This window comes from Mycolicibacterium parafortuitum, assembly GCF_010725485.1.
In the GTDB taxonomy this organism is placed as follows: Bacteria; Actinomycetota; Actinomycetes; order Mycobacteriales; family Mycobacteriaceae; genus Mycobacterium.
In genome coordinates this window covers 1878227-1902505 of sequence record NZ_AP022598.1, presented here as the reverse complement: position 1 = coordinate 1902505, position 24279 = coordinate 1878227, and the positions used below count along the sequence as shown (strand labels likewise).

29 protein-coding genes and 1 tRNA gene are annotated in these 24279 nt (G+C 68.3%); 13 read left to right on the top strand and 17 right to left on the bottom strand.

The features are described from left to right. Positions 1-24 precede the first annotated feature (24 nt). On the top strand, positions 25-948 hold the full coding sequence (locus NTM_RS08995; protein WP_163766084.1) for a LysR family transcriptional regulator: 924 nt from the start codon (positions 25-27) through the stop codon (positions 946-948). Here the strand turns inward: NTM_RS08995 and NTM_RS08990 are convergent. Together NTM_RS08990 and tgt are read right to left on the bottom strand one after the other, a co-directional pair. Beyond that, positions 935-2155 carry a cytochrome P450 gene (locus tag NTM_RS08990; RefSeq protein WP_163766083.1) on the bottom strand — a complete coding sequence of 407 codons (1221 nt, stop codon included), beginning with the start codon at positions 2153-2155 and terminating at the stop codon, positions 935-937. The genes NTM_RS08995 and NTM_RS08990 overlap by 14 nt on opposite strands. A 95-nt stretch (positions 2156-2250) precedes the next feature. After that, positions 2251-3480 (bottom strand): tRNA guanosine(34) transglycosylase Tgt, encoded by a 1230-nt coding sequence (gene tgt / locus NTM_RS08985; RefSeq protein ID WP_179963907.1) that lies wholly within the window; start codon positions 3478-3480, stop codon positions 2251-2253. Positions 3481-3497: 17 nt separating this feature from the next. On the opposite strand from tgt, the gene NTM_RS08980 reads away from it, so the two are divergent. Both NTM_RS08980 and NTM_RS08975 read left to right on the top strand, forming a co-directional pair. After that, positions 3498-3947 (top strand): lipoprotein LpqH, encoded by a 450-nt coding sequence (locus tag NTM_RS08980; RefSeq protein ID WP_163766082.1) that lies wholly within the window; start codon positions 3498-3500, stop codon positions 3945-3947. Between the two features lie 75 nt (positions 3948-4022). Beyond that, complete coding sequence (locus NTM_RS08975) at positions 4023-4484, top strand: lipoprotein LpqH (protein ID WP_104862755.1); 462 nt, start codon at positions 4023-4025, stop codon at positions 4482-4484. Positions 4485-4501: 17 nt separating this feature from the next. Here NTM_RS08975 and NTM_RS08970 read toward each other — a convergent pair whose 3' ends face one another. After that, a complete protein-coding gene (locus NTM_RS08970; RefSeq protein ID WP_104862756.1) occupies positions 4502-4846 on the bottom strand; it encodes a DUF732 domain-containing protein in 345 nt (114 codons plus the stop codon). 88 nt (positions 4847-4934) lie between these two features. On the opposite strand from NTM_RS08970, the gene NTM_RS08965 reads away from it, so the two are divergent. Continuing rightward, positions 4935-5303 carry a hypothetical protein gene (locus NTM_RS08965; protein ID WP_104862757.1) on the top strand — a complete coding sequence of 123 codons (369 nt, stop codon included), beginning with the start codon at positions 4935-4937 and terminating at the stop codon, positions 5301-5303. An 18-nt stretch (positions 5304-5321) separates the two neighbouring features. Here the strand turns inward: NTM_RS08965 and NTM_RS08960 are convergent, their stop codons facing one another. Continuing rightward, a complete protein-coding gene (locus NTM_RS08960) occupies positions 5322-6338 on the bottom strand; it encodes an NAD(P)H-dependent amine dehydrogenase family protein (protein WP_232079908.1) in 1017 nt (338 codons plus the stop codon). Between the two features lie 77 nt (positions 6339-6415). On the opposite strand from NTM_RS08960, the gene NTM_RS08955 reads away from it, so the two are divergent. From NTM_RS08955 to NTM_RS08945, 3 genes are read left to right on the top strand one after another with little or no spacing between them, the layout of a single operon-like run. Further along, positions 6416-7333, top strand: coding sequence for an NAD(P)H-dependent flavin oxidoreductase (locus NTM_RS08955; protein ID WP_163766080.1), 918 nt, complete (start codon positions 6416-6418; stop codon positions 7331-7333). Between the two features lie 30 nt (positions 7334-7363). Then, positions 7364-7705, top strand: a complete 342-nt coding sequence (locus NTM_RS08950; RefSeq protein WP_163766079.1) for a hypothetical protein — start codon at positions 7364-7366, stop codon at positions 7703-7705. A gap of 9 nt (positions 7706-7714) precedes the next feature. Continuing rightward, complete coding sequence (locus NTM_RS08945; RefSeq protein WP_104862760.1) at positions 7715-8389, top strand: SGNH/GDSL hydrolase family protein; 675 nt, start codon at positions 7715-7717, stop codon at positions 8387-8389. 10 nt (positions 8390-8399) lie between these two features. Here the strand turns inward: NTM_RS08945 and NTM_RS08940 are convergent, their stop codons facing one another. Continuing rightward, entirely contained in the window at positions 8400-9158 is a 759-nt protein-coding gene (locus NTM_RS08940; RefSeq protein WP_163766078.1) for a DeoR/GlpR family DNA-binding transcription regulator, read from the bottom strand. A gap of 9 nt (positions 9159-9167) precedes the next feature. Next, positions 9168-11165: a PTS mannitol transporter subunit IICBA gene (locus tag NTM_RS08935; RefSeq protein WP_163766077.1), complete on the bottom strand. Its 1998-nt coding sequence runs from the start codon at positions 11163-11165 to the stop codon at positions 9168-9170. Between the two features lie 193 nt (positions 11166-11358). Between NTM_RS08935 and NTM_RS08930 the strand changes: the two genes are divergently transcribed. From NTM_RS08930 to NTM_RS08920, 3 genes are all read left to right on the top strand, one after another. Continuing rightward, positions 11359-12444 (top strand): zinc-dependent dehydrogenase, encoded by a 1086-nt coding sequence (locus NTM_RS08930; RefSeq protein WP_104862761.1) that lies wholly within the window; start codon positions 11359-11361, stop codon positions 12442-12444. Between the two features lie 82 nt (positions 12445-12526). Next, on the top strand, positions 12527-12700 hold the full coding sequence (locus NTM_RS08925) for a CsbD family protein (protein WP_083142847.1): 174 nt from the start codon (positions 12527-12529) through the stop codon (positions 12698-12700). 197 nt (positions 12701-12897) lie between these two features. Next, on the top strand, positions 12898-14049 hold the full coding sequence (locus NTM_RS08920) for a hypothetical protein (protein ID WP_163766076.1): 1152 nt from the start codon (positions 12898-12900) through the stop codon (positions 14047-14049). A gap of 37 nt (positions 14050-14086) precedes the next feature. On the opposite strand, the gene NTM_RS08915 is transcribed toward NTM_RS08920, so the two are convergent. The 3 genes from NTM_RS08915 to NTM_RS08905 form a co-directional block, all read right to left on the bottom strand. Then, positions 14087-14177, bottom strand: a tRNA-Ser gene (locus tag NTM_RS08915). A 137-nt stretch (positions 14178-14314) separates the two neighbouring features. Further along, positions 14315-14776 (bottom strand): nucleoside deaminase, encoded by a 462-nt coding sequence (locus NTM_RS08910; RefSeq protein WP_163766075.1) that lies wholly within the window; start codon positions 14774-14776, stop codon positions 14315-14317. Continuing rightward, positions 14766-15290 (bottom strand): tRNA adenosine deaminase-associated protein, encoded by a 525-nt coding sequence (locus tag NTM_RS08905; RefSeq protein WP_104862764.1) that lies wholly within the window; start codon positions 15288-15290, stop codon positions 14766-14768. Before NTM_RS08905 ends, NTM_RS08910 begins: the two co-directional genes overlap by 11 nt. Positions 15291-15363: 73 nt before the next feature. Here NTM_RS08905 and NTM_RS08900 point away from each other — a divergent pair, with 73 nt between their 5' ends. Then, complete coding sequence (locus tag NTM_RS08900) at positions 15364-16308, top strand: prephenate dehydrogenase (protein WP_104862866.1); 945 nt, start codon at positions 15364-15366, stop codon at positions 16306-16308. On the opposite strand, the gene NTM_RS08895 is transcribed toward NTM_RS08900, so the two are convergent. Genes NTM_RS08895 through NTM_RS08875 form a run of 5 tightly spaced genes read right to left on the bottom strand, consistent with a single transcriptional unit; the run spans position 16271 to position 20391 of the window. Continuing rightward, positions 16271-16867, bottom strand: coding sequence for a putative glycolipid-binding domain-containing protein (locus NTM_RS08895; RefSeq protein WP_104862765.1), 597 nt, complete (start codon positions 16865-16867; stop codon positions 16271-16273). The two genes, NTM_RS08900 and NTM_RS08895, sit on opposite strands and share 38 nt — an antisense overlap. Further along, positions 16864-17646, bottom strand: coding sequence for an ABC transporter permease (locus tag NTM_RS08890; RefSeq protein WP_163766074.1), 783 nt, complete (start codon positions 17644-17646; stop codon positions 16864-16866). The genes NTM_RS08895 and NTM_RS08890 overlap by 4 nt, the downstream gene beginning before the upstream one ends. Then, complete coding sequence (locus tag NTM_RS08885; RefSeq protein ID WP_163766073.1) at positions 17643-18317, bottom strand: ABC transporter permease; 675 nt, start codon at positions 18315-18317, stop codon at positions 17643-17645. Before NTM_RS08885 ends, NTM_RS08890 begins: the two co-directional genes overlap by 4 nt. 2 nt (positions 18318-18319) lie before the next feature. Further along, positions 18320-19429 carry an ABC transporter ATP-binding protein gene (locus tag NTM_RS08880; RefSeq protein ID WP_163766072.1) on the bottom strand — a complete coding sequence of 370 codons (1110 nt, stop codon included), beginning with the start codon at positions 19427-19429 and terminating at the stop codon, positions 18320-18322. A gap of 11 nt (positions 19430-19440) precedes the next feature. Then, on the bottom strand, positions 19441-20391 hold the full coding sequence (locus tag NTM_RS08875; RefSeq protein ID WP_104862769.1) for a glycine betaine ABC transporter substrate-binding protein: 951 nt from the start codon (positions 20389-20391) through the stop codon (positions 19441-19443). Between the two features lie 106 nt (positions 20392-20497). Between NTM_RS08875 and NTM_RS08870 the strand changes: the two genes are divergently transcribed. Then, the gene (locus NTM_RS08870) at positions 20498-20860 is read left to right on the top strand and encodes a LapA family protein (protein WP_163766071.1); all 363 of its coding nucleotides are present in this window, start codon (positions 20498-20500) and stop codon (positions 20858-20860) included. Here NTM_RS08870 and NTM_RS08865 read toward each other — a convergent pair. The 3 genes from NTM_RS08865 to NTM_RS08855 all read right to left on the bottom strand — a co-directional run bounded on the left by NTM_RS08865 (position 20853) and on the right by NTM_RS08855 (position 23449). Beyond that, positions 20853-21704 carry a transglutaminase-like domain-containing protein gene (locus tag NTM_RS08865; RefSeq protein ID WP_232079665.1) on the bottom strand — a complete coding sequence of 284 codons (852 nt, stop codon included), beginning with the start codon at positions 21702-21704 and terminating at the stop codon, positions 20853-20855. The genes NTM_RS08870 and NTM_RS08865 overlap by 8 nt on opposite strands. Positions 21705-21804: 100 nt before the next feature. Further along, complete coding sequence (locus tag NTM_RS08860; protein ID WP_163766070.1) at positions 21805-22827, bottom strand: phosphotransferase family protein; 1023 nt, start codon at positions 22825-22827, stop codon at positions 21805-21807. A gap of 10 nt (positions 22828-22837) precedes the next feature. Then, on the bottom strand, positions 22838-23449 hold the full coding sequence (locus NTM_RS08855; RefSeq protein ID WP_104862772.1) for a histidine phosphatase family protein: 612 nt from the start codon (positions 23447-23449) through the stop codon (positions 22838-22840). Between the two features lie 18 nt (positions 23450-23467). On the opposite strand from NTM_RS08855, the gene NTM_RS08850 reads away from it, so the two are divergent. Then, a complete protein-coding gene (locus NTM_RS08850) occupies positions 23468-24229 on the top strand; it encodes an SDR family NAD(P)-dependent oxidoreductase (RefSeq protein ID WP_163766069.1) in 762 nt (253 codons plus the stop codon). Positions 24230-24279: the final 50 nt, after the last annotated feature.

Sequence of the window (24279 nt, the reverse complement as noted above, 5' to 3'; positions counted from 1 at the left end):
TCATGCATTCCTATGCTAGCGAGTATGCATGTGATGCATACTCTGCGCGCAGACCTCAACCTCGTCCCAGCGTTGGCCGTAATCCTCGAGGAGCGCCACATCTCACGCGCGGCGGCCCGGCTCGGTCTCAGCCAGCCGGCGACGAGCCGTGCGCTGCAACGACTTCGGGCACTGCTCGGCGACCCCCTGCTCATCCGCGAGCGTGACGGCTACCGACTGACCGCCCGCGCGCAGGTGCTGCGCGAACAACTCGACCTCGTGCTACCGGCCCTCGAAGCGCTGGTCGCCCCAGACGATTTCGACCCGTCCACATCGACGATGCCGATACATCTCGCCGGCACCGACTTCGTCGTACAGAGCTACGGCCCGGCGATCTGCGCCGCGCTGATGCGCGACTCCCCGGCGTCGAGTGTGCGTTTCCACAGCTGGCGCTACGACTCGATGGCCGAACAGATGCACCGGGGCAGCGTCGAACTCGGTCTCTTCGGCGTGTACGCACCCAGCGACCTGTCGATGGCCGACGTGGTGACCGAACAGTTCGTCTGTGTGGTCGACGCCGATCACCCGTCGACCGGTCCGGCGCTGACCCTGGCCGAGTATTGCGAGTGCCGGCACCTCGTCATCGATGTGACGGACGGTCTGCAGCCCGACGTCGATCTGCCGCTGCACGGCCGCGGCTATCGCCGGTCGGCGGCGGTCACCGTGCCCTATCACTCTGCCGTTCCGCCGATCCTGGCCGGGACCGATCTCGTCGCGACGATTCCCGGGAGCCTCGCCCGGACCTGGCCGGGCGACCACCGCGTGCGCGTCCTGGATGCCCCCGCGGAGATCCGGCGCCTGACCTACCGCATGGTGTGGCATCCGGCCTACGACAACGACCGCCGGCACCGCTGGCTGCGCTCGACGGTGCGGGCCGCCGTCCTGACCGCAGCTGCTACGCCAGGGTGACCGGAAGCTCCGTCATCCCGCGCAGCGTGACGTTGGGCTTGTAGCCGGGTTCACCGGCCAGCTCGGCCTTCGGGAAGCGCGACGTCAGCGCGGTCAGCGCGACGGCGGCCTCCAGCAGGGCCAGCGGTGCGCCGATGCAGAAGTGCGGGCCCTTCCCGAACCCGAGGTGGCGGATCGTCTCCCGGTCCGGGTCGAACTCGTCGGGCCGCTGCACGGTGCCGGGGTCACGATGTGCGGCCGCGGTCAGCAGCATCATGTTGTCGCCCTTGGGAACCGTGACCCCCGTGATGGTCATGTCCTCGGCGGCGATCCGGCCCACCAACTGCACGGGTGGGTCGTAGCGCAACGTCTCCTCGATCACCGGCGCGGCGCGGTCCGGGTCGGCGGCCAGCGCCGCCCACTGCCCGTCGTGGCGCAGCAGGGCCAGGATCGCGTTCGCGATCAGGTTCACCGTCGTCTCGTGCCCGGCGACCAGCAGCAGGTTGCAGGTCGCGACGATCTCGTCCTCGGTGAGCTGGTCGCCGGACTCCTCGACATGGATCAACCCGGACATCAGGTCCTCCCCCGGCTCGCGACGGCGCCGGGCGATCAGGTCGCGCAGGTAGCCGCGCAGCCACCGGCCGGCCCGCATCCGCTCCTCGAAACCGTCCCCGGCCGAACCGGTCACCGTCGCGAACGGGTCCAGCGACTGCGCGAGCAGCGCCGAGGCTGCGCTGAACTCGGGTTCGTCCTCGAGCGGGACCCCGAGCAGCCGGCAGATCACCGCGACCGGAAGCGGATACGCCAGCCCGGCGATCGCGTCGAACGTCCCGTCGGCGTCGCGCAGCAGACCGTCGACCAGCGCGACGATCTCCGGTTCGAGCGCCTTGACCACCTTCGGCACGAACGCCTTGCTGACCAGCCGGCGCAGCCGGGTGTGGTCGGGCGGGTCGAGGAACAGGAATCCCGGCGGGCCGAACGGCCGGGGTTCCGCCCCCTCGGCGATCGCCCGCTGGGCGATGGTGGACTTGAGCCGGTCGCTCGCCGCGTCCGGGTGACGCAGCACCTCGTCGCACGCGGCGTAGGTGGAGAACACCGTCAGGTTGTTGGACGGCAGCTGTAGCGGACCCTGCCCACGGATCTGCGCGTACAGCGGGTACGGATCCGCGCGGACGGCGGGGTCGAGCATCGTCAACAGCAGCGACTGCGGGTCGGCGGCGGTCGTCATGTTCTTATTGTGCACACGTCTAAAGAGTGCCTGGTCACCATTGTGGGCCTTGTGTACGCGGATCGGCCGGTTCGCGTACACAAGGCCCACAGTCGTCAGAACTTCTTCGCGTAGTACCGCCCCAACACGTACTCCCGCAGCTCGTCGAACCGGCCCGCCGGGATGGACTCGCGGATCTGATCGACCAGCCGGATGATGAAGCGCTCGTTGTGGATCGTGCACAGCGTCTTGGACAGGATCTCCTTGGCCTTGAACAGGTGATGCACATAGGCGCGGGTGTAGTTGGCGCAGGTGTAGCAGTCACATTCGGCGTCGATGGGGGTGAAGTCGCGGCGATACCGCGACCCGGTGATGTTGAAGCGGCCGTCCGGCGAATACACCGCCGCGTTGCGGGCCACCCGCGACGGCGAGACGCAGTCGAACGTGTCGGCGCCCGCGGCGACGGCCGCGAACAGGTCGTCGGGTTCGCTGATCCCGAGCAGGTGGCGCGGCTTGTCCTCGGGCAGTTCGCTGCTCACCCACCCGACGATGGTGGCCAGGTTCTGCTTTTCCAGCGCCCCGCCGATGCCGTACCCGTCGAAGCCCCGGCCGTCCGCATCGACGATCTCGGTCAGGCCGCGCGCGGCCCGCCGGCGCAGATCCTCGTACTGGGCGCCCTGCACCACCCCGAACAGCGCCTGCGGCGGTTTGTGCGAGCGCTCCACCGACAGCCGGCGGTGCTCGGCCAGGCACCGGACCGCCCACTCGTGGGTGCGCTGCACGGACTGCTCCTGGTAGGCGCGAGTGTTGACCAGGGTGGTCAACTCGTCGAACGCGAAGATGATGTCGGCGCCGAGTTGGTGCTGGATGCCGATCGACACCTCCGGGGTGAACCGGTGGCTGGACCCGTCCAGGTGGGAGCGGAACGTGACCCCGTCGTCGTCGACATGGGCCAGGCGCTGCTTACCCTCGGCGATGATGTCGTCGGCCTGCACCCGTTTGGTGTCCATCGCGAGGACCTTCTTGAACCCGACGCCGAGCGACATCACCTGGAACCCACCGCTGTCGGTGAACGTCGGCCCGTCCCAGTTCATGAACGCCCCGAGACCGCCCGCCGCGTCGACGATGTCCGGGCCGGGCTGCAGATAGAGGTGATAGGCGTTGGCCAGCACCGCTTGCGCGCCAATCTCTTTCATCGTCTCCGGCAGCACGGCCTTGACCGTGGCCTGGGTGCCCACCGCGATGAACGCCGGAGTCTGGATGTCGCCGTGCGGGGTTCGGATCGTTCCGGTGCGGCCGAGTTGTCCGGGCAGTTGACTGTTCACGGTGAAAAAGGGGGCGGGCACGCCGTAGATTCTGCCCTGTGCACACACGCTGGACTCTGGCCGCCGCAGCCACCGCGCTGGCCCTCGCCGGGTGCTCGTCTCCGCCGCCCGACTACGACCCGCCGCCCGGCGCGCTGGTCGCCGGCAGCGCGCAGGTGAGCGTCAACGGCACCGACCTGGGGCTCACCGACACCGTGCAGTGCGACCCGGCCGGGACGCTGCTGATGATGACGACGCGCGATCCCGAGGATCCCGAAGCTCCCGGCATCTCGGCGACGATCGCCAGCGAGGACGAACTCGTGGTCCGGCAGGTCGGTATCCGCGACCTGGGCGGGTTCACGGGCAGCTACAACCAGGGTCTCGGCGGCGAGGCGACCGTGACGATGACCGACCGCACCTACGACATCCAGGGCACCGCCGACGGCTTCGAGACCGACAACCCGAGCTTTCGAACAACAGGAACCTTTCAGATCAAGATCGCCTGCTGAGGCGGTTTCAGCGGTAATACTGCACTCGATGGTCCGCCGACCTCGGCGAATCACACGATGCAAAGGAGCTCCGTGATGAACCGTCAACTCGTCGTCGCAGTCAGCGGCGCAGCCCTCCTCATCGCCGGCCTGTCGGGCTGCGGCGGCTCAGACAAATCCGAGACCACCGGAGAGACCTCGTCGGCGGCAGCCGCCGAGGGCAAGAGCACCGTCACCATCGACGGCGCCGACCAGGAGGTGAAAGGCACCGTCGTCTGCTCCGACATGGGCGGCAACACCAACATCGCGATCGGCGACGCCACCGCAGGCATCGGAGCCGTCGTGACCACCGGCGACGAGCCGACCGTGGTGTCGGTCGGTCTCGGCAACGTCAACGGCGTCACCCTCGGCTACGCCAGCGGCTCCGGCCAGGGCGAGGCCAAAGTCGATAAGGACGACAAGACCTACAAGATCTCCGGCACCGCCACCGGTGTCGACATGGCCAACCCGATGGCGCCGGTGACCAAGCCGTTCGAGATCGAGGTGACCTGCCCTTAGCTGTCGGACCCAGCCGGTCAGGCCCCCGTATAGCCGGCGGCCGACTGCCGCAGCTGCCAGATCTGCGCGGGGCAGAGCTCGTTGACGGCCTGATTGATCAGGTATCCCGCCTGGTAGTAGTCGGTGGTGTGGAAGTCGGCCTTCACCTGGTCGACCAGTTCGGCATAGCTCATCTGCGCCGCCACCCGCTCGCAGACGGTGTTTCCGTAGCCGATCGCGGCCTCGGCGTTCGGGAAGTTGTAGCCGGGCCGGACGTGGACGTTGACCAGATACGCGACCGTGTCGGCGTGCGCGGACGGCGCGGCGAGCAGCGCCGCCACCGGGATCGCGCTCGAAAGCAGCACCTTCACCAGCGACTTCATGGGTGATGAATCTACGCTGCGCGCCGGGGTGCGGTGGCAATGCGGGCAAGCGCACCCGTGGCGCGGCCGCGGGATTTAGGGTGGGCGCATGAAGTTGATGGCAGCGGCGGCGATCGCCGGTGGTCTCGTTGCCGCGCCGATGGTCGGCGCGGGCACTGCGTCGGCGATCCCGAACGTCTGCGACGGCGCGGGCTGCGTGCCGTACGTCAGCACCGACGCGCAGCTCGGTGAGTTCTGCAAGCAGAACACCCGCTACAACTACGGATTCGACGGTTCGGGCAACACGCTGGCCTGCAACTCGAAGAGCACCTGGATCTCATCGCCGCCGCTGATCGGGGTGCGCACCCTGCGTTCGGCGTGCGACTCCACCGGTGTGGCCCAGAGCCCCGACGGCGTCCCGCTCGTCTGCAAGGACGGCGCATGGTCGGCCGACTACTGGACGATGTTCTACGGCTGACGTTCTAGGGCTGCCGTACTACCGGGAGAACGCGCCGGGGTTGTAGATCAGCGGCAGCGTCGCCGACGTCGCGAACCCCGGCGCGGCTTCGCACACCGCCGCCACGGCGTTGAGCACCTGCATCGCGGTCGCGACGTTCGCCGACCGCACGTGTTCCTCCATCGTCGCCGCGCGGGTGAAGCTGGCCATCGAGAAGAAGTGGGTCTGCATCGACGGATCACCCTCGATCGTCAGCGTCCAGCCGTGCCGGGGTTTGGGCCAGTGCCCCGGATACTCGTTGCCGACCGTCCAGAGCGTCTCGATTTCGACGAGCGGCTCACCGTCGCGCAGCCCGGTCCAGCGCCAGTGCTGACCGGCGGTCGTGCCGGCCGCCAGCAGATGGTCGAAGATCTGGTGATCGTGTTGGGCGGCAACGGCTTCGACGGCCGCGGTGACCTCGTCGAGGTCGGCGCCCAGCGCGTCGCCGAGAAACCACACCTGCTCGGTGAAGATCGAGCTGTTGAACGCCAGGAAGTCCGTCGCGGTCGGGCTGATCGACTCCACCGGCGCGCCGAAAGCCATGTTGTCGAACGTGATCCCGGTGCTCTCGTACACCGACCAGTCGGCGCGCTCCTGCAGCGTGACCTTGTCGATGCGCCGGCTCATCCCCGACAGCGCCAGCGGCAGCACGCCGGACAGGTTTCCGGGGTTCAGCCCGCTGCCGTGCACCGAGCTGCCGCCCGTCTCGCACGCCTCAAGCACCCGCTCGCGGTCGGCCGGGTTCATCCGGCGGGGATGGAACAGAAACGCGGTGGTGGCGACGTTCTTGCCGCTCGCGAGCACCGCGCAGACGTCGTCGAGGCACGCGGTGCGTGGCGTGTAGAGCACGCAGTCGGCATCGGCCGCGAGGATCTCCTCGACGTCGGTGGTGGCCCGCACCCCGATCGGCGCCCGGCCGAGCAGCTCCCCCAGGTCCGCACCGTCTTTGGCATCGGAGTAGACCTTCGCACCGACGAGCTTCAGCTCGGGGCGACCGTCGAGGATCGCGGTCATCATCTCCGAGCCGACAGCGCCTGTGCCCCACTGAATCACCCGATACACAGCCGGACGGTAGCAGTATTACGGTTACGCCCGTGACCAATCGTGTTCAGGACCTGCTGGGTGTCGAGTTCCCCGTGGTGCAGGCGCCGATGACCTACATCGCCCGCGCCGAACTCGCCGCGGCGGTGTCCGAGGGTGGCGGGCTCGGGATGATCGAGACGCTGACCGAGGAGGGACGCGCCGACCTGCTGCGGGTGCGGGACCTCACCGATCGCCCGGTCGCGGCGAACCTGATGATCCAGGGCTGGAAGCGGGATCCGTCCATCGTCGACGTCCTCGCCTCAGCCGGGGTGCGGCACGTGTTCACCTCCGCCGGGGATCCGGCGCTGTTCACCGAGCGGCTGCACGACGCCGGGATGACGGTGGTGCATGTGGTCGGCTCGCTCAAGGGTGCGTTGAAGGCGGCCGACGCCGGCGTCGACGCACTCGTCGTCGAGGGTGTCGAGGGCGGCGGCTTCAAATCCGCGCTGGGTGCGTCGACGATGGTGCTGCTGCCGCTGGTCGCCGAACGTGTCGACCCGCCGCTGATCTGCGCGGGCGGCATCTGCGATGCCCGCTCTGCCGCCGCGGCGGTCGTGCTCGGCGCCGAGGGCATCCAGATGGGCACCCGGATGCTGGCCAGCGCCGAGGCCCTTGTGCACGCGAACTTCAAGGACGCGATCGTCGCCGCCGACGACGCCGGGACGATCCTGCTCGACGTGCCCGGCAACCCGACGATGCGGGTGCTGCGCACCGGCCTGGCCGCGCGGATCGGCGAACACGATCCGGCCGCGCAACTGCTGGGCCGCATCACCGACCTGTACTTCGGCGGCGATCTGGACGCCAGCGTCGCGAACACCGGCCAGGTGTCGTCGCGCATCACCGGGCTGGCACCCGTCGCGGACATCGTCCGGCAGACGTGGGGCGGCATCATGGCAGTGTTCGAGGACACACGTGCCCGGCTCGATTGACCGGCCCGCCGAGCGGGCACACTCACGGGCATGGACGGAGATTACGACGAAGGCGGACCTGACGACACGCTGAGCCCGAGTGAATCACTCGACTCCGACGAGGTGCGCAACGACGACGGCGACATCGTCGTCGATCCGCCCGACAAGTGGATCGAGCCCGAAGTGCACGAGACGCTCGACGAGCAACTCGCCGCCGAGGTCCCCGACATGGCGCCGGCGGGCAGCCCGCCCGATGAACGGCCCACCCGTCACACGGGCGGTCAGATCGACGGCACCCCCGAAGACGGGGACTCGTTCTTCACCGTGGTCGACGACGACGAGCACCAAGCCGTTCCGGGCGATGACGAGGCGGACGCCATCATCGAGGACTAGCGTGACCTCATGTCCACGAAAAGGATTCTCTGCTTTGGTGATTCGCTGACCTGGGGTTGGGTGCCGGTGGCCGACGGGATGCCGACCGAACGCTACGCTCCGGACGTCCGCTGGACGGGCGTGCTGGCGTCCGAACTGGGGCCCGACTACGAGGTCATCGAAGAAGGACTCTCGGCGCGGACCACCAACCTCGACGATCCGACCGACCCGCGGCTCAACGGTTCGGCGTACCTGCCGTCCTGCCTGGCCGGCCACCTGCCGCTGGACCTCGTGGTTCTGATGCTCGGCACCAACGACACCAAGGCGTATTTCGGCCGCACCCCGCTGGAGATCGCCTTGGGGATGTCGGTGCTGGTGACGCAGGTACTCACCAGCGGCGGCGGCGTCGGGACCTCCTACCCGGCCCCGCAGGTGCTGGTGGTCTCGCCGCCGCCGGTCGCGGCGACACCGCACCCGTGGTTCCAGTTGATCTTCGACGGCAGCCAGGACAAGAGCGCCAAGCTGGCCGAGGTGTACTCCGCGATGGCGTCGTTCGTGAAAGTGCCGTTCTTCGACGCGGGCTCGGTGATCTCGACCGACGGTGTCGACGGGATCCACTTCACCGAGCAGAACAACGCCGAGCTCGGCCGGGCGATGGCCGACCAGATCCGCGGGGTCCTGGGCGCGGCGCCGTCGGGCGACTAGACGCGCACGACTAAACGCGCACGACGGCGGGCCCTTGGGCTTCGTAGCGCAGCGCTTCGGCGGCGCCGAGTTCGGTGCCGGTGACGATCGCCTCGAAATCGGACACGTCGGCGAAGCGGCAGAAGCTGCTCTCTCCGAACTTCGAGTGGGCGGCGACCATCACGGCCCGGCGCGCCACCGTCACCGCCGTGCTCTTGACGGCCGCCACCGCGGGGTCGGGGGTCGTCAGCCCGTGTTCGAGTGAGATCCCGTTGGTACCAAGGAAAGCGACGTCGATCACCAGGCTGCGCAGCATGTCGGTGGCCCAGTGGTCGACGGTGGCCAGCGTGCGCCCGCGCATCCGCCCGCCGAGCAGCAGCACGGTCACCGTGCGACTGTGGGCCAGCGCCTCGGCCGCCAGCAGCGACGACGTCACCACCGTCAACTCCTCGTCGGCCAGGCGTTCGGCGATCAGCCGCGGCGTGAAGCCCTCGTCGAGGTACACCGTCTCGGCCCCGTGCAGCAATTCGGCTGCCGCACTCGCGATCCGGTGTTTCTGCGCCAGGTCGACCCGGCTGCGGTACTCGACGCCGGACTCGAACGCCGCGGTCTCCAGCGGCACCGCACCGCCGTGCACCCGCTTGAGCAGGCGGCGGCCGGCCAGCACCTTCAGGTCACGCCGGATCGTCTCGCTCGCGACGTCGAGCTCCGTCGCGAGCGCGGCGACCTCCACCCGCCCGCGGGTGCGGGCGAATTCGACGATCCTGCTCTGCCGGGTGTCGGAATCCACCAACACAGGCTACTTTTGCGCACCCATCAAGATCGACCTGACTTCCTCAGCTGTGGTCGCCTGCCGCAGCCGGGCCACCTCGTCGGCGTTGAGGAAGATCTGGGCGATCTTGGTCAGCAGCGCCATGTGGTCCTTCCCCGCACCCGCGATCCCGACGACGAACTCGGCGGGCTTGCCGTTCCAGTCGATCGGCTCGGGATAGCGCACGAACGACAAGCCGGTGCGCCGGATCGCGTCCTTGGCCTCGTTGGTGCCGTGCGGGATCGCGAGCCCGTTGCCCATATAGGTCGAGATCGAGTTCTCCCGGTCGTGCATCGCAGCGACGTAGGCCGGGTCCACCGCGCCCGCGTCGACCAGCAGACGGCCCGCCTCGTCGATCGCGTCGGCCGCCGAGGACGCCGAACCGGCGAGCACGATGGACGACAGCGGCAACACGTCGACGTCGGCGGCGGGTTCGTCCTCCGGCTCGGCCTGCGGTGCGGCCTCCGGCGCGGTCTGCGCGCCTGCTCCGTTGGCCTGCTTGAGCTGTTCGACGATCTCGTCGTAGCGGGGGCTGCTCATGAAATCGTCGACCGACACGTGGATCGCCGAACCCGTCTTCTGCGACGCCCGCGCCGTCAGATCCCGGTGCGACACCACCAGGTCGTAGCTGTCGGTCAGGTTCGAGATGGCCGAGTTGGTCACCTTGACGTCGCCGAAGCCGGCCTGCTGAATCTTCCTGCGCAGCACCGACGCTCCCATCGCCGAGGACCCCATGCCGGCGTCGCAGGCGAACACGATGTTCCTGATCGGCCCACTGTGGCCGGCTCCCGCGCCCACCAGAGCCGACGAGACGCTGGACTTCTTGCCCTTCATCGCCTCCATCGACGCGGTGGCACCGGCGAGGTCCTGCTCGTCGTCGGTGCGGTCGGTCTTGAGCAGGAACGCCGCGACGACGAAGGACACCGTGGTCGCGCCGAGGACCGACAACGTCACCCCGAGGAAACTGCCGCTGGCGGTCTGGGCGTAGATCGCGATGATCGAGCCCGGCGCGGCCGGGGCGCGCAGACCGGAGCCGAACAGCACATTGATGAACACGCCCGTCATGCCGCCGAGGATGACCGCGGCGATCAGCTTGGGCTTCATCAGCACGTACGGGAAGTAGATCTCGTGGATGCCGCCGAAGAACTGGATCACCGCGGCTCCGGGCGCCGATGCCCGCGCGACTCCCTTGCCGAACACCGTGAACGCCAACAGGATTCCGAGACCGGGTCCCGGGTTGGTCTCCAGCAGGAACAGGATCGACTTGCCGGTCTCGAGCGCCTGGGTGGTGCCCAGCGGGGTCAGCACGCCGTGGTTGATGGCGTTGTTCAGGAACAGCACCTTGGCCGGCTCGATCAGGATCGAGGTCAGCGGCAGCAGGTCGTTCTCGACGAGGAAGTCCACCGCGTTGCCCGCGGCGCGGGTGAACGCCGAGACGATCGGCCCGATGCCGAAGAACCCAAAGACGGCCAGGATCATGCCGAGGATGCCGGCGGAGAAGTTGTCGACGAGCATCTCGAAGCCGGGACGGATCTTGCCTTCCCACAGCGCGTCGAGCTTCTTCATGCACCAGCCGCCCAGCGGACCCATGATCATCGCGCCGAGGAACATCGGGACGTCGGCGCCGGTGACGACGCCGACGGTGGCGATCGCGCCGACCACCGCACCGCGGTTGCCGTGGATCATCCGCCCGCCGGTGTATCCGATCAGGATCGGCAGCAGGTAGGTGATCATCGGGCCGACGATCCCGGCGCCGTCGTAGGCTCCCCAGCCGCCGATCTTGGCGACCCAGCCGTCGGGGTCCCGGAGCCCGGCGAAGATTCCCTGCAACCAGCCCTGCTCGATGAACAGTGCGGTGATCAGGCCCCACGCGATGAATGCGGCGATATTGGGCATGACCATGTTGGACAGCGCGGTGCCCAGCTTCTGCACCCGTACCCGCACCCCGGTCCGCTCGGGCGGTTCCTGGACCACTGTTTGCGACATCTCAGCCTCCGATTTCGTCCGCGGCCGGGTGATACCGGTCACACCACACCTGAAGCCCAGTAGACCGCACAAACGGGCATCAATGCAAGCATTCGGTCAAAATCGGTCACAAGTGGCGGTGGTTTTGTGCCCGAATGCGGGTTAGAGTGTTGAAGAGCACACATCTGGATGGCACCTGCCGAGAGGACTCACGATGAAGGCCCTGCGCTTCTACGCCCCCGAGGACGTCCGACTGGAAGACGTGCCGGAGCCCGATTGCGCGCCCGACGAGATCAAGCTGCGGGTGCGCAACTGCTCGACGTGTGGCACCGACGTGAAGATCTTCCACAACGGTCACCAAAACCTGACCCCGCCGCGCACGATCGGGCACGAGATCGCCGGCGAGATCGTCGAGGTCGGCGCCGACGTGAATTCGGTCTATGCGTCCGATTGGCAGGTGGGCGATCGCGTGCAGGTGATCGCGGCGGTGCCGTGCGGAGAATGTCACGAGTGCCGCAAGGGCTGGATGGCGGTGTGCCAGAACCAGACCTCGATGGGATACCAGTACGACGGCGGTTTCGCCGAGTACATGATCGTGCCCCGGCAGGTGCTCAAAGTCGATGGGCTGAACCGGATTCCGGACAATGTCGGGTTCGACGAGGCGTCGGCCGCCGAACCGTTCGCATGCGCGATCAACGCTCAGGAACTGCTCGGCATCGAAGAGGGCGACACCGTCGTGGTGTTCGGCGCCGGCCCGATCGGCTGCATGCACATCCGCATCGCGCGTGGCGTGCACAAGTGCGGACCCATCTATCTCGTCGACGTCAACGACGCCCGGCTGAAGATGTCGGCCGACGCGGTGCAGCCCGACGGCGTGATCAACGCCGCCGAGGTGGACGTCGTCGAGAAGGTCATGGAGCTCACCGGTGGCCGCGGAGCGGACATCGTGATCACCGCAACGGCGGCGAACGTCGCTCAGGAGCAGGCGATTTCGATGGCGGCGCGCAACGGCCGGATCTCGTTCTTCGGCGGCCTGCCCAAGACCGACCCGACCATCACGTGCGATTCGAACCTCGTGCACTACCGGCAGCTGCACATCCACGGCGCGAACGGTTCCGCGCCCGAGCACAACAAGCGCGCACTGGAGTACATCTCGACCGGACAGGTCCCGGTCAAGGACCTGATCACCCGGCACATCCCCCTCGACGACGTGCTCAGCGCGTTCGAGATCGTCAAGAACGGCGAGGCGATCAAGGTGACGGTGGAGCCCGCCCCGGCTGACGTACCCGCCGGCGTCTGAGGTTTCGATTTCGCGCCGGACAGGTATTCCATCCGCACGGTTCGACGACGGGCCGGTTCGACACTGATGCGGAGGAACGCACATGGGCGCCGAAGACAAGGCCAGCAACAAGATCGACAACCTCGGCGGCAAGGCCAAGGAAGGCCTCGGCAAGCTGACCGGTGACAAGAGCACCGAGAACGAGGGCAAGTTCGACCAGGCGAAGTCCAGCCTCAAGGACGCCGGCGAGAAGATCAAGGACGCGTTCAAGAACTAGACCGCGCACGCAGAGAGCCTGCCACCTTCGGGTGGCAGGCTCTCTGCATTTCGGTTGCCAGAAATTGACGCTCAAGCAAGTTCTGGCAAACTTCGAGATTTTCGCCACAACCCCTCCGCGCGGGTTAGTCTGCGTGAGCCCGGACGTCGCGGATTCGCACCCATGTCCGGAAACTGGGGGCACACGGGGGCGCGGCCATGAGTACATACACGCAGAGATCGACGCTTGACGTCGACGGATACGGCCAGCGGTCCTCTTCGGCCCGGCGATCGCCCGTCCATATCGGCCGGCTGAGACTTCTCGCCATCGCCTTCGGGGTCGGTGCGACGGTGGCCGTGGCACCGGCCGTCGCCAATGCTGACGAGCAAACCAGCAACGATTCCAGCAAGACCGCCTCGGCTGTGTCGGCCAAGCCCAACGGACCGCGGGCGCCCGAGCGATCTACCCCGACGACCTCACGGTCCGGCGGGGACGCGGACGGCCCCGCGTCGGTCCCGTCCGGCACAGGTCCGCGCCGCGCGGGTTCCGAGCAGGCGCGCGCGACCGCGTCGGCCGAGATCGAGGGCGCGCGGGACGCCGAGATCGAGGTTGCGCCGCAGGCTGAGCCGGCCACCGAGACCGAGCAGCCGACCGCCCCGGCGCCGGACGATCAGGCGACCACGGAGTACGGCGACATCGGCAAGTGGATGCTCGATCCCCGCGGTGACATCGCCGCTTACGGCGGGGTGCCGGTCGATGACAAGACGGTGCTGGAGCCGGTCAACGTGGTGATCGTCGACTCGGTGTCCAAGAGCGCGTGGGAAGCGACGTGGCGGCTCAACTCGGCCATGCGACGGGCCGGTTTTCCGCCGCGGATGATCCACAGCACCGGGTTCCGCGGACTGCTGGATGGCCGGCTCTACCGCCAACAACCGCGCGGACTCTTGGTCGGCTACTCCGACAACTCCTTCCTGAGGACCAACAACCACGGCCGGATCTTCGGACCGGCGCCGCTACGCACCGAGGCCGGCTACGTGTGGAGCGGCGCGTTCAGCACCGAGGAGTGGGTCGTCCACAACGGGTTGCCCAGGCACGGGTTCGTGTCGGCGAACGACGCCAGGGATGCGCTGGCGGCCAAGATGGCCGCCGGCGGACGGGCGACGCTCGCCGGGATGGTGCCGCTGGGTAACGCGTACACCACCGCGACGATCACGACCGGCGACCACGACGGCTTCGCGGTGGTGCTGCTGCTCAACGTGGTCGGCGCTGTCGGCGTGTCGTCGACGTCGCGGACCTGTGCTCCCGCAGGCTATTTCACGCTCGCGCGACCGTCCTGCGGGGCGGTGCCGGCGCTCGTCGGGGCCGAATAGCAGAGCGCCCCGACCGGATGGGTCGGGGCGTTCTGTATGGCGGTGGCGGAGGGATTTGAACCCTCGGACGGGGGTTACCCGTCACACGCTTTCGAGGCGTGCTCCTTAGGCCGCTCGGACACGCCACCGTGTGGCAGCTTACCGACCGAGCCGGTGTGGACCAAAACGTCGCCCGGTTTCCGGCGAGCGTGCGCCGAATGCGCTCTTTGACCGGCGTGTCGCCCGCCGACACGCACGCTCGCGGGGAAGGGGACGGGGACGGGCGTCAGCGCTGGCGGGCGAAGAACTCCTCCAGCGGGGCGGCGCACTCGGCCTCCAACACTCCCCCGCGCACCTGCGGGCGGTGCGTCAGGCGCCTGTCGCGCACCACGTCCCACAGCGAGCCGACCGCGCCGGTCTTCGGTTCCCACGCCCCGAACACCACCCGCGCCACCCTGGCCATCACCAGCGCGCCGGCGCACATCGTGCACGGCTCGACCGTCACCGCCAGCGTCGCGCCCTCCAGCCGCCAGCCGTCGCCGTTGACCAGTGCTGCGGCCCGCAACGCCAGGATCTCGGCGTGCGCGGTCGGGTCGCCGAGCGCCTCGCGGGCGTTGGCCGCGCGCGCCAACTCCGTGCCGTCCGCGCCGATCACCACCGCACCGATCGGGACGTCGCGCGGCCCGGCCGCGGTCGCGGCATCCAGAGCCGACCGGATCAGCGCCTCGTCGCGCCGATCACCGGCCAAGACGCTTGAGGACCGCCGACAGCTCGTCGGCGAAGCCCATCTCCCGTGCGATCCGGTCCACCTGCTCGTCGGCGTACAGGTCGTCGCTCTCGTCGAGGATCACCCCGAGCACCGCCTCGGGCAGACCGATGTCGGCGAGCACGCCCAGGTCGCCTTCCTCGAACGGGTCGCACCGCTCGAGCTCGTCGTCGTCGATGTCGGCGTCGAGCTTCTCCAGCACCTCCGCCGCGAGGTCGTAGTCCAGCGCCGCGGTGGCGTCCGAGAGCAGCAGCCGCGTCCCCGACGGTGCGGGCCGCACGATCACGAAGAACTCGTCGTCGACGTCGAGGATGCCGAAAACGGCCCCGGCACTGCGTAATTCACGCAACTCTGTCTCGGCGGCGGTCAGGCTGGTCAGTGCGTCCTTTCGCATCGCTGTGCATCGCCACTTGCCGTCCTCCCGGACGACCGCCACGCCGAAGCCGTCCGGGACGTCGGTCGCCCGCTCCTGCTTCTGTGCACTCTGCGCTCCCATGGGAGCTAACCGTAGTCCCCAGCAAGTACCTTGACCAGCGGGTCCGTACCCTGGGCGGGTGACGAAGACACCGGTGTGCGTGATCGGCCTCGGCCTGATCGGCGGGTCACTGATGCGGGCGGCCAAGGCGGCCGGTCGGGAGGTCTTCGGCTACAACCGTTCGGTCGACGGCGTCGACGCCGCCCGCCGCGACGGATTCGACGCCACCTCCGATCTCGGCGAGGCACTGTCGCGCGCGGCAGCCGTCGACGCGCTCATCGTGCTCGCCGTACCGATGCCCGCGCTGCCGCTGATGCTGCGCCATGTCCGCGAGACCGCCCCGAACTGTGCGCTGACCGACGTGACCAGCGTCAAGGGTGCCGTGCTGCGGGAGGTCGACGAGGCCGGGCTGCTCGACCGGTTCGTCGGCGGCCACCCGATGACCGGAACCGCATACTCGGGCTGGGCCGCCGGCGACACCGACCTGTTCGCCGACACACCGTGGGTGCTCAGCGTCGACGACCATGTCGACCCCGGTATCTGGGCGACCGTGATGCACCTGGCGCTGGACTGCCGCGCGTTCGTCGTGCCGGCCCGCTCCGATGAGCACGACATCGCGGCCGCGACCATCTCGCATCTGCCGCACCTGCTCGCCGAGGCGCTCGCCGCCACCGCCGGCGAGGTACCGCTGGCGTACGCGTTGGCCGCCGGATCGTTCCGGGACGGCACCCGGGTCGCGGGCACCGCACCCGACCTGGTGCGGGCGATGTGCGAGGCGAACGCCGACCAGCTGCTGCCGGTGCTCGATCAGACGCTGCGGCTGCTGATCGACGCCCGCAACCATCTCGCCGACCACCAGTCGGTGGCCGATCTTGTCGAGATCGGGCACGCGGCGCGAATCCGCTACGACACGTTCACCCGTCCGCAGATCGTGACGGTGGTGATCGGATCCGACGGCTGGCGCGACGAACTCGCCGCCGCCGGGCGCGCCGGCGGGGTGATCAGAGCCGCTCTGCCAACCCTGGATAGTCGAGGATGAAACCGTCGTCGTCGACGGTGATCGTGGTGTCGGCGACCGGCGACTTCAGCTTGATGCCGGTATCGGTCGCGTCGTAGCTGATCGTCTCGACCACCACCGACAGGTCGGGCACCCGCACATAGACCACCGGGACGACGGCAGACTCTCCGCTGCCCGGCAACACCCCGAGCCTGCGGATCGGCAGCGCGTTGAAGAACGGGCTGAACACCATGTCGACGTCGAGCGCACCGTCGAAGGCCGACCGGCTGGTCTGCCCGGAATGCTCCTGGACCAGCCACATGTTCTCCTCGTCACGCGCGATCGAGAGCTGACGCTCCCGCTCGGCAAGCGTGACGGTCAGCGACAGCCGTTTGGTCCCGCCGAGCTCGTCGGTGACGAGGTCGTAGGACGCGCTGAACGCCGGATGCGCCGATGTGGCGGCCGCCACGACGCGGCCGTAGGCCTTGATGCGTTTGCCGGACATCTGCACCCGGACCGACTCCATGCGGGGTTCGTCATGCGCACGCCATGTCAGCACCGCGGGCCAGGTGCTCGCCTCCGAGCGATCGGCTTCACTCATGCCTCTACCGTAGGCGACGGTCCGGCGCGGCCGTGAGCGGACCGCGTACGGCCCGGCGAAGCCGTTTCCAGTGCCACCTCGTCGTCGAGGAACGGCTGCGGCAGCGTCCGTCTGCGGCTCAGTCGGCCGGTGCCGGGCACCGACGCCCAGACCGCGAACGCGAGCAGCGCGTCGAGGATCAGGGCCAGCGCGGTGACCATCAACGCGCCGACGAGCGCCAGGTAGAACTCGCGCACCTTGATGCCGTCGATCAGATACCGGCCCAGCCCGCCCAGGCTCGCGTACGCGGCGACGGTCGCGGTCGCGACGATCTGTAGGGTGGCGGTCCGCAGCCCGCCCAGGATCAGCGGCATCGCGTTCGGGGTTTCCACCCGCAGCAGGATCCGGGTCTCGGTCATACCCATCGACCTGGCCGCGTCGACCACCGTGCGGTCCACGTTCGCGATGCCCGAATAGGTGCCGGCCAGCAGCGGCGGGATACCCAACAGCATCAGTGCGACCGTGGGCGGGACCAGTCCCAGCCCCCACAACAGCACCCCGAGCAGCAGCACACCCAGGGTCGGCAGGGCCCGCAGCGCGTTCACCCCGGTGACGACCAGGAAGGTGCCGCGGCCCGTGTGCCCGATCACCATGCCCAGCGGCACCGCGATCAGCGCCGAGAAGAACACCGCGATCGCGGTGTACTGAAGGTGTTCGAGGATGCGTGCGGTCAGCCCGGCAGGCCCGCCCCAGTTGGCCGCGGTGAAGATGAAGCACAGCGCCTCCTGCAGGAAGTTCATGCGGCCGCCCCCGCCTTCTGCTTCCGGGTCGCCCGGGGCTCGGCCCTTGTCCAGGGCGTCAGGACCCTGCCCAGCAGCATGATCAACGTGTCGATCACGATCGCCAGCACGAAGATCGCGACGATGCCGGCGATGATCTGGTCACTCTTGTTGGCCTGGTAGCCCTCGGTGAACCAGGTGCCGAGCCCGCCGATGCCGATCACCGAGCCGACCGCGACCATCGAGATGTTGGTCACCGCGACCACCCTCAGGCTCGCGATGAGCACCGGGAGGGCAAGCGGCAGTTCGATCTTCAGCATCCGGGTGAGCGGTTTGTAGCCGACGGCGGTGGCCGCGTCGAGCACCGCGGGTGACACCGCGTCCAGCGCCTCGGGCACCGCCCGCACCAGCAGTGCGACGGTGTACAGCGTCAGCGCGACGATCACGTTGGCCTCGTCGAGGATCCGGGTCGGGATGATCAACGGCAGCACCACGAACAGCGCCAGCGACGGGATGGTGAAGATGATGCTCGCGGTGACGGTGGTCAGGCGGCGCAACACCGTGGTGCGCTGGACCAGTGCGCCGAGCGGCACCGCGATCAGCAGCCCGAGCACGATCGGGACCAGCGACAGCCGCAGATGGATCACCGTCAGGTCCCACAGGGTGTCGAGGTGGGTGAACAGGTAGCGCATCGCTACTCCCCGTGCCTCGCGCTGCGCTGCGTCTCCAGCGCGGCCAGCACGTCGTCGGCCTTGACCCCGCCGACCACCTGACCGTCACCGTCCACCGCGACACCGACCCCGGCCGGAGACGACAGCGCCGCGTCCAGCGCCTGGCGCAGCGTCCCGTCCGGCCGGAACAGCGATCCGCCGGCGATCGTGCTGTCGTACAACGAACTTCCGTTGCGGTGCAGTCCCACACCCTCGGCGTCGATCCATGCGTACGGGCTGCCGTCAGGTTTGGTCACCAGCACCCAGTCGCCGGGACCCAGTGTCAGCGTGTCGATCTCGACTTCCGCGACATGGCGGACCTCGTGCAGCGGAAGGCCGCTGGCGTGGAAGAACTGCAGTCCCCGGTAGCCCCGGTCGGCGCCGACGAATCCCGCGACCGCGTCGTTGGCGGGGTTGGACAGCAGCCGGGCCGGGGCGTCGTACTGCTGCAACACCCCGCCGCGGCCGAACACCGCGACCTTCTCGCCGAGCTTGACCGCCTCGTCGATGTCGTGGGTGACGAACACGATCGTCTTGCGCAATTCGCTTTGCAGGCGCAGGATCTCGGTCTGCAGATCCTCGCGAACCACAGGGTCGACAGCGCTGAACGGCTCGTCCATCAGCAGGATCGGCGGATCGGCGGCCAGCGCGCGGGCCACCCCGACGCGCTGCTGCTGACCGCCCGAGAGCTGCGCCGGATAGCGGTCGGCCAGCCGCGGATCGAGCCCGACCCGTTCCAGCACACCCAACGCGGCTTTGCGTGCGCTGCGCCGTGATTCACCGCGCAGCACCGGGACGGTGGCGACGTTGTCGACGACCCGCAGGTGGGGCATCAACCCCGCACTCTGGATCACGTACCCGATACCGAGTCGCAGCTTCACCGCGTCGACGGTGGTGACGTCCTTACCGTCGACGGTGAGCGTGCCCGACGTCGGCTCGATCATCCGGTTGATCATCCGCATCGACGTCGTCTTACCGCAGCCCGACGGTCCCACGAACACCGTCAGGGTGCCTTCGGGGACCTCGAGCGTCAGATCGTCGACCGCGACGGTGCCGTCCGGATACTTCTTGGTGATGTTCTGGAATTCGATCACCGGGTTGCCCCCTACTTCCCGATCGGTTGGTCGAAGCCGTTGTCGGCCACCCATTTCTGTGCGGCCTCGTCGGGATCGACACCGCGGTTGCCCTCCACCGAGGTGTTCAGCTCGATCAGCGCCTCGGTGGTGAGTTTCGCGCTGACGGCATCGAGCACCGTCTTCAGTTCGTCCGACATCTTCTGCGATGCGACCAGTGGGACCACGTTGGCGGCAAGGAACACGTTCTCCGGATCCTCCAGCACCACCAGGTTGCTCTGCTCGATCGCCGGGGACGTGCTGAAGATGTTGGCGGCCGTGACGGTTCCGTCCGTCAGTGCAGCGACGGTGGCGGGGCCGCCACCGTCGCTGATCGCGATGAAGTTCGCCGGCGCGATGTCCAGCCCGTACTTGGCTTTGAGTCCGACCAGCCCGGTCTGGCGGGTCTGGAACTCCGACGGCCCACCGACTTTCACCTCGGGCGAGCGGGCGGCGAGATCGGCGATCGACGTCAGGTTCCACTGCCGCGCGGTCTCCTCGCTGACCGCGAGGGTGTCCTTGTCCTCCGCCGGAGACGGATACAGGATCGACAGGTCTCCGGGAAGGGCCTTGAACAAGGCGAGCAGCACCTCATCCGGTGTGGTCGCGGGACTCTCGGGATCGAAGTACTGCAGCAGGTTCCCGGTGTACTCGGGGATCAGATCGATCGAATGATCCTGCACGGCCGGTATGTAGGTCTCCCGGCTGCCGATGCCGAACTGACGGCCGACGGTGAAGCCGTTGGCCTCCAGCGCCTGCGCGTAGATCTCGGCGATGATCTTCGATTCGGTGAAGTCCGCCGAGCCGACCTTGATCGTCTTCAGATCGCCGGAGATCTCCCCGCCGCCGAGCGGATTGGAGCTACCGCACGCGGCGAGCAGGACGGCGATCAGGGCCATGACAACCGGAACGAATACGGGTTTGGTGCGTCGGGTGCGGTTCATCCGGACGTCCTTTCCATCTCGCTGCGCCTGCGAGAAGTGGTTTCGCAGACCTTACGACACCTGCGAAGTGGTTTCATTCAAAGAGCGAAAGGGCAAAGATGGACCCATGACCAGCGATCCTTTCGCATCGTCCGACCCGTCGGCCTTCGATGCGCCGCCGCCTACACAGTCGGGATCGGTGCCGCCTCCGCAGTCGGCGGTGAAGTTCACCAAGGCTGCCGCGATGTGGGGCTCGCTGGCGTTCGGGTTCCTCGTCCTGATCGTGCTGCTGATCTTCATCGCGCAGAACACCGAGTCAACCCCGCTGCAGTTTCTGGCCTGGGAGTGGACGCTGCCGCTCGGGGTGAGCATCCTGTTCGCCGCCGTCGCCGGCGGTCTGCTGACGTTCGCCGTGGGCGCGGTGCGCATCTTCCAGCTGCGGCGCGCGGCCAAGAAGAACCTCAAGGCGGGGCTGCCGCCGGTCACCTGATCGAGACGAGCTGATCGAGCGAATCCCTGGGCAGGTCCCCGTCGACGGTCGCGAACACCTCCATGTTGTTGACCGTGATCTGGCCCTTGTGGTTGTCCAGCCACGCGGTGTCCGCCGCATCGCGGCCGGTGGCGATGCGCACCAATGACTGTCGCGGCGCCAGTAACGTCGCGTCCACGACCCGCCACTGCCCGTCGACGTAGGCCTCCGCGACGGCGTGGAAGTCCATCGGCTGGCAACCCGGCGCGTACACCGAAACCAGTCGGGCGGGCACGTTGACCGCCCGCAACATCGCGATGACCAGGTGCGCGTAGTCACGGCACACACCGGAGCCGGCCAGCAGCGTGTCGGCGGCGCCGTCGATCGGATCGCTGGAGCCGGGAACGTAGTTCAGCCGCGACCCGACCCAGGCCGCGATCTTCTCCAGGATCGTCGCCGAATCGGCGATGTCCCCGAACTCGGTGCCCGCGAAGCCGAAGAACTTGTCCGCCTCGGCATACCGGCTGGGCCGCAGATAGGTGGACAGGTCCAGGTCGCGCACCGGCGGCGGATCGGCGTGCCCGAGGACCGTCGCCGAGTAGCTGACCTTCAGGTTCCCGACCGGGGCTTCGAGCTTGTGGATGCGGTTGCCGTGCTCACCGGCGATCTCCTGAATCTCGCCGGGCGGAATCTCCTTGCCGTTGAACACGAACGACAGCGATTCGGACACGTCGGCGCCGGGTTGCGGCGCGACGGCGATCTGGAACTCCAACGTGGTCGGATCGGTGATCTCGACGTCGAGTTCGGCGCCGACATCGCGTTTGAAGACATCGGGTTTGAACACGTCGTGGCCGGCGGTGTCCACGGCAGGTCGTCTCTTTCCGATCCGGGGGAGCAAGCGGGTGGGGCGGGTGGAAGGCACGCGTCTTTCTACCCACCGATGACCTGCGGTGAAACCTACAAGATCAGGAAAGGGCTTGCAGCCCGGCCGCGATGAACGGTCGCACCGCCCGGTCGACCTCGTCGGTGCCTTCCGCGACGCCGCCGCCGGCGCGGGCCCGGTAGGCGATTCCCGCCGCGATGATCGCGATCTTGAAGTAGCCCAGCGCCATGTAGAAGTCCCAGTGGTCCAGCGGCTTACCGCTGGCCAGCGCGTAACGCTGCGCGAGGTCCTCGGTCGGCGGCATCAGATCGCACGCCCACGCGGCGTCGTCGTGCACGGCGTTGAACACCGGCAGCCGGTACACGCACATCAGCGCCGCATCGCTGAGCGGGTCACCGAGTGTCGACATCTCCCAGTCCAGCACCGCGGCGACCTTCGTCGGGTCGTGTTCGTCGAGGATCGTGTTGTCGATGCGGTAGTCGCCGTGCACGATCGCGGCGCGGTACTGCGCGGGCACGGACTCCGCCAACCGCTGGTGCAGCTTCCGGACGTCGGCGTCGGCGGGGTCGTCCTCGCGCTTGACCAGATCCCACTGCGATCCCCAGCGCCGGACCTGGCGTTCCAGGTAGCCGTCGGCCTTGCCGAAATCCCCCAGCCCGACGGACTCGGGGTCCACTTCGTGCAGATCGGCCAGCACCTGGATCAGTGCGTCGACGGTGGCGTTGATCGTGTTCTGGTCGCCGAGCGCGGCCAGCTCCGGGGCGTGGCGAACCACCCGGCCACGGACCCGCTCGACCATCTGGAACGGGGCGCCGAGTACGGAGTCGTCGTTGCTCATCGTCACCGCGCGGGCCACCGGCACCGCGGTGCCCGCCAGCGCGGCCACCACCCGGTACTCGCGGGCCATGTCGTGCGCCGACGGCGTCAGCCCGTGCAGCGGCGGCCTGCGCAGCACCCATTCGGACGCGTCGTCGGCCACCAGGAAGGTCAGATTGGAGCGTCCACCTGCGATGAGCTCGGCGCGCAGATCCCCGCTGCGGGGCACTCCGACCTCACGGAGGTGGCGGTCCAGGGCGGCAAGATCGAGGCCTTCGAGCTCAGTCACGGCGTTCTGTCTACCACCTGTGGTTGCGCGGCAGGAGATCCCATACGTGTTCGGTGCCGTTGACTCCGGCCACTCCGAGGCGCCCGGTCCGCGACGACCCCAGCAGCCGCGTCACCGACGCGTAGTCAACCTGGAACGACAGCAGCCGCTCGGTGCCGAGAATCTGATGCAGCAGGACGTTGATCACACCGCCGTGGCTGAACACGGCCACGGTGTCGTCGCGGTCCGCGGACTCGACGATGTCGGTGATGCCCGCCCAGATCCGTTCCTTGAACACGTCCTCGTCGACACTGCTCGGCAGATGCCCGTCGATGAGGCGCTGCAGCTCCTGCGGGTTCTCCTTCGCGATCTGCTCGATCGGGATGTAGTGCGGCAGGTCGCGGTCGTACTCGGCGAGCCGCTCGTCGACCTCGATGGTCAGCCCGAGCTTGTCGGCGACGGGTTGGCCGGTCTCGATCGCCCGCACCTGCGGGCTGCTCACCAGCCGGGTGATCGGGAAGCGGGACAACGCGTCGGGCAGCCGTTTCGCCTGCTCGACACCCTCGGGGGACAAGCTGGGATCCGAACCCTGTCCGGGCTCGCTCCGCAGCGGCAGCGCATGTCGGACCAGAAGCAATTGCACCGTGACACCATATGGCCCATGACCGGATTCGCCGACCAGCTGTTCGACCTGACGGACCGGGTGGTGCTGATCACCGGCGGCAGCCGCGGGCTGGGGCGGGAGATGGCGTTCGCGGCAGCACGCTGCGGCGCCGACGTGATCATCGCCAGCCGCAAGTACGACGCGTGCGTGTCGACCGCCGAGCAGATCACCGCGGAGACCGGCCGGGCCGCGTTCCCGTACCAGGTGCACGTCGGACACTGGGACGAGCTCGACGGCCTGGTGGACGCCTCCTATGAGCGGTTCGGCAAGGTCGACGTGCTGGTCAACAACGCAGGCATGTCGCCGCTGTACGACTCGCTGTCGTCGGTCACCGAGAAGCTGTTCGATGCGGTGGTGAACCTGAACTTGAAGGGGCCGTTCCGCCTGTCGGCGCTGATCGGGGAACGGATGAAAGCCGCGGGCAGCGGCGCGATCATCAACGTCAGCACCCACGGGTCACTGCGCCCGCAACCGTCGTTCATCCCGTACGCCGCGTCGAAGGCCGGCCTGAACGCGATGACCGAGGGACTGGCTTTGGCGTTCGGACCCGAGGTCCGCGTCAACACGCTGATGCCCGGACCGTTCCTGACCGACATCAGCGACGCGTGGAACTTCGAGGGCACCGATAACCCGTTCCGCCACAGTGCGCTGCAGCGCGCCGGCCGGCCCGACGAGATCGTCGGCGCCGCACTGTTTCTGATGTCGGACGCGTCGAGCTTCACCACCGGCTCGATCCTGCGCGCCGACGGCGGCGGCTAGCGCGGCCGGGGGGTCGCCGAAGTCGCCGAAGTCGCCGAAGTCCGCGAGCA

Bases quoted from the DNA above. Each gene is read 5' to 3' on its own strand.
- NTM_RS08995 (WP_163766084.1), top strand. From the start codon at position 25: ATGCATGTGATGCATACTCTGCGCGCAGACCTCAACCTCGTCCCAGCG.
- NTM_RS08990 (WP_163766083.1), bottom strand. From the start codon at position 2,155: ATGACGACCGCCGCCGACCCGCAGTCGCTGCTGTTGACGATGCTCGAC.
- NTM_RS08975 (WP_104862755.1), top strand. From the start codon at position 4,023: ATGAACCGTCAACTCGTCGTCGCAGTCAGCGGCGCAGCCCTCCTCATC.
- NTM_RS08970 (WP_104862756.1), bottom strand. From the start codon at position 4,846: ATGAAGTCGCTGGTGAAGGTGCTGCTTTCGAGCGCGATCCCGGTGGCG.
- NTM_RS08965 (WP_104862757.1), top strand. From the start codon at position 4,935: ATGAAGTTGATGGCAGCGGCGGCGATCGCCGGTGGTCTCGTTGCCGCG.
- NTM_RS08960 (WP_232079908.1), bottom strand. From the start codon at position 6,338: ATGATGACCGCGATCCTCGACGGTCGCCCCGAGCTGAAGCTCGTCGGT.
- NTM_RS08950 (WP_163766079.1), top strand. From the start codon at position 7,364: ATGGACGGAGATTACGACGAAGGCGGACCTGACGACACGCTGAGCCCG.
- NTM_RS08945 (WP_104862760.1), top strand. From the start codon at position 7,715: ATGTCCACGAAAAGGATTCTCTGCTTTGGTGATTCGCTGACCTGGGGT.
- NTM_RS08935 (WP_163766077.1), bottom strand. From the start codon at position 11,165: ATGTCGCAAACAGTGGTCCAGGAACCGCCCGAGCGGACCGGGGTGCGG.
- NTM_RS08930 (WP_104862761.1), top strand. From the start codon at position 11,359: ATGAAGGCCCTGCGCTTCTACGCCCCCGAGGACGTCCGACTGGAAGAC.
- NTM_RS08925 (WP_083142847.1), top strand. From the start codon at position 12,527: ATGGGCGCCGAAGACAAGGCCAGCAACAAGATCGACAACCTCGGCGGC.
- NTM_RS08920 (WP_163766076.1), top strand. From the start codon at position 12,898: ATGAGTACATACACGCAGAGATCGACGCTTGACGTCGACGGATACGGC.
- NTM_RS08905 (WP_104862764.1), bottom strand. From the start codon at position 15,290: ATGGGAGCGCAGAGTGCACAGAAGCAGGAGCGGGCGACCGACGTCCCG.
- NTM_RS08895 (WP_104862765.1), bottom strand. From the start codon at position 16,867: ATGAGTGAAGCCGATCGCTCGGAGGCGAGCACCTGGCCCGCGGTGCTG.
- NTM_RS08890 (WP_163766074.1), bottom strand. From the start codon at position 17,646: ATGAACTTCCTGCAGGAGGCGCTGTGCTTCATCTTCACCGCGGCCAAC.
- NTM_RS08885 (WP_163766073.1), bottom strand. From the start codon at position 18,317: ATGCGCTACCTGTTCACCCACCTCGACACCCTGTGGGACCTGACGGTG.
- NTM_RS08875 (WP_104862769.1), bottom strand. From the start codon at position 20,391: ATGAACCGCACCCGACGCACCAAACCCGTATTCGTTCCGGTTGTCATG.
- NTM_RS08870 (WP_163766071.1), top strand. From the start codon at position 20,498: ATGACCAGCGATCCTTTCGCATCGTCCGACCCGTCGGCCTTCGATGCG.
- NTM_RS08850 (WP_163766069.1), top strand. From the start codon at position 23,468: ATGACCGGATTCGCCGACCAGCTGTTCGACCTGACGGACCGGGTGGTG.